Source organism: Betaproteobacteria bacterium (assembly GCA_016791345.1).
In the GTDB taxonomy this organism is placed as follows: domain Bacteria; phylum Pseudomonadota; class Gammaproteobacteria; order Burkholderiales; family JAEUMW01; genus JAEUMW01.
The window spans coordinates 1-3127 of sequence record JAEUMW010000470.1 but is presented as its reverse complement, the minus strand read 5'-3'; the positions used below and the strand labels follow the sequence as shown (position 1 = coordinate 3127).

The following is a 3127-nucleotide window of genomic DNA, read 5'->3' as shown; positions in this document are numbered from 1 at the left end:
TGTTCGTGCGCACCGCGGGCGACCGCGAGCGTCCGGCCATCGTGCTGCTGCACGGCTTTCCGTCGTCGTCTCACATGTTCCGCGACCTGATTCCCCTGCTCGCGCCGCATTTCTTCGTGGTCGCGCCGGACTTCCCCGGCTTCGGACACTCCGACTCGCCGCCGCTCGATCGTTTCCCCTACACCTTCGATGCAATCGCCGGCATCGTCGAGCGATTGCTGGAAGTCCTCGGTGTCGCGCGCTATGTCCACTACCTGCACGACTATGGGGGTCCGGTCGGCTGGCGGCTCGCGCGGCGCCATCCGGAGCGGGTGCTCGGCCAGGTGATCCAGAACGCGAACGCGTACCTGGCAGGCGTGAGCCTGGCGGTTTCCGAGGTGTTCATGCCGCTGTGGCAGTCGAATGACGAACGCGGCGCGCGCAGGATGCTGCTTCCCGAGACCACGCGCTACCAGTACCTCGCCGGCGCGCGCGACCCGCAGGCGCTCAACCCCGACCCCTGGACGCTCGATCAGGCGCTGCTCGACCGGCCTGGCAACGACTTGAAGCAGCTCGCGCTGTTCCGCGACTACGCGAACAACGTCGCGCAGTACGACGCCTGGCATCAGTACTTCCGTGCGCACCGGCCGAAGACGCTGATCGTGTGGGGCCGCGGTGACCCCTTCTTCACCGTCGACGGTGCGAAGGCCTTCCGCGACGACCTGCCCGACGCGCAACTGCATTTCCTCGACGGCGGTCACTTTGCGCTCGAGGAATATGCGCCAGAGATCGCGCAACTCATCACGCAGACTTTCGCATAGCCGCGTCACCCCAACGCGCACCCGCGTCGCAACCACCTGACCCGTCGACCCCGGAGCCCGCCATGAGCCACGCATTCGCCCGCATCGCCTTCACGCCCGCGGTGAAAGCCGCACAGACTCGCGACGGCAGCCGCAACAGCTACGCACGTGCATTCGAACGCAACGACGGTACGCAGAACGACCGTCTCGGTGCCGCCGAGACCGAATTCATCGCCGCACAACGCAGCCTCTATATGGCGACGGTATCCGAAACCGGCTGGCCGTACGTGCAGCATCGCGGCGGACCGGTCGGCTTCCTCAAGGTGCTCGACGCGAACACGCTCGGGTTCGCGGATTTCGGCGGCAATCGGCAGCTCGTGAGCATCGGCAATCTCGCCGGCAACGATCGCGTCGCGCTGATTCTCGTCGACTACGGCCGGCGCGCACGGCTGAAGATTCTCGGTCGGCTGTCGGTACGCGAGGTGACGCTAGACGATCCGCAGCTCGATGCGCTCGTCGAAGACTCTCACCGGGGGCACGTTCAGCGCGTGATGAAGATTTCGGTCGAGGCGTTCGACTGGAACTGCTCGAAGCACATCCCGGAGCGGTTCGAGGCGGAGGACGTGCGTCGAGCAATCGAAGAACGCGACACCGTGATCGAGCAGCTGAAAGCTCGCATCAAGCAACTCGAACATCCGCCGGCGGTATCCGAATGAGCAGGTTCCCGAGACGGGCGGACTTGGATATCTAGGCCCCGGCGAACCGCTCGAGGTAATCCGCAACCTGCGCCCAATCGCCGTCGGCAGCCGACATCGCCAGATAGCCGTCCGGTCGCACGAGCTCGATCCCGCGGCCGGCGGCGTTCGGTCGGACCGTGGGATCCAGCAAGTCTTGGACGGATGTGAGCGGCGGCGTCCCCGACACGTTGGCGCGCAGGGTGAAACGCGGGGCGTCACCGGCGCCGTACGGCGCCTCGCCCGCCGCCGGCCGCATGCGTGCGCCCGCTGCTATGCCCAATCCCTGTGTGGTTCCATTGATCGGGCTGTCGGCGTAGCCGACCGACGTCTCCGTCATCGAACCTTCGAGCGCGCGCTGGACCGGCGCGAGACCCAGCAGCACATAGGCCACCGCGTCGCGCAGGTGCTGCGCGACGGGATTGCGGATCAGGGCCAGCTTGGTGAGGCGACCCGCCGCGGCGATCACCTCGGCCCCGACCGGTCTGCGCTCGGCGTCGTAGCTGTCGAGCAGTGAGGGGGCGGCCGCCATGCCGCGGCAGACCATGGCGAGCTTCCAGGCAAGATTGCAGGCGTCCTGCATTCCCGTGTTCATGCCCTGGCCGCCTGCGGGGCTGTGCACGTGTGCTGCGTCGCCGGCGAGGAACACGCGCCCGACCCGATAGCTCGCGACCTGGCGCTCGTTGATGCGAAAGGCGGATGTCCATATCGGGTCGCTGAGCGTGATTCCTCCCGGCCCGCGCTGGTCGACGAGCGCCTGGAACCCTTCGAGCGTCGGCGCTACCGGCAAAGTACCGGTCGAGGGCCTGAGGCTCACGATGAGCCGGTAGCGTCCCGCGGACATCGGAAAGAAGACGATCGGCCCGTCTTCGTGCCAGTAGGTGGCAAGTTCATTCAACGGGAAGGGCGCGCCGGCCATGTGGAAGTCGCCCAGTGCCCAGTCGAATCCGATGGTGTCGCCATCGAACGTGAGGCCAAGGCTGTGGCGGATGGGACTGTGCGAACCGTCGCAGGCGATGAGCCATGCGAAGCGCTCGGTTGCGATGCTGCCGTCGCCACGACGCAGCGTCGCCGTTACCCCGGTTTCGTCCTGCGTGAACGAGGTGAGTTCGACACCCAGCTCCGCGCGCGTGCCAAAGCGCTGGAGACGCCGTTCGAGCACGGCCTCGGTATCGCACTGCGGGAGCATCAACACGAATGGATAAGGCGTGTCGACTTCCTTGAGCTCGAAGTGGGCGACAAGGCTGCGACCGGCCATGATGCTGGCGGCCGTGACCTTGTTGCCCATGGCAATCAGCTCCTCGCTGATCCCGGCGCGGTCGAGAAGCTCGAGCGTCCGGCTCCAGATCGCAACGGCGCGAGACGTGTCGCTGCGCTCCGTCATCCTGTCGATGAGCCGCACGGGAACCTTGTAGCGCGCGAGTTCGAGCGCCATCGTGAGGCCCACCGGTCCTGCACCTACGACGAGCGCGCCCTGGGTCATGGTTGCATGCTCCTCGCGCTGCCCGCCTTCGTCATGGGACCGAACACCCGTTCCCCGGCGTCTTCACCGCACCGGATTGCTCTGCGAGCCCCGAGAGATGGCACGAGCCTCATACCGCCGCCCCAAGAAAG

General features: G+C 66.7%; 3 protein-coding genes. 2 read left to right on the top strand and 1 reads right to left on the bottom strand.

Annotation, left to right across the window (positions count from 1 at the left end):
• Positions 1–800, top strand: an 800-nt coding sequence (locus tag JNK68_17540) for an alpha/beta hydrolase (GenBank protein MBL8542148.1), incomplete at its 5' end; no start/stop codon positions are given.
• Between the two features lie 62 nt (positions 801–862).
• A complete protein-coding gene (locus tag JNK68_17535) occupies positions 863–1495 on the top strand; it encodes a pyridoxamine 5'-phosphate oxidase family protein (GenBank protein ID MBL8542147.1) in 633 nt (210 codons plus the stop codon).
• A gap of 31 nt (positions 1496–1526) precedes the next feature.
• Here the strand turns inward: JNK68_17535 and JNK68_17530 are convergent, their stop codons facing one another.
• Positions 1527–2996, bottom strand: coding sequence for an FAD-dependent monooxygenase (locus JNK68_17530; protein ID MBL8542146.1), 1470 nt, complete (start codon positions 2994–2996; stop codon positions 1527–1529).
• Between the last annotated feature and the right edge of the window lie 131 nt (positions 2997–3127).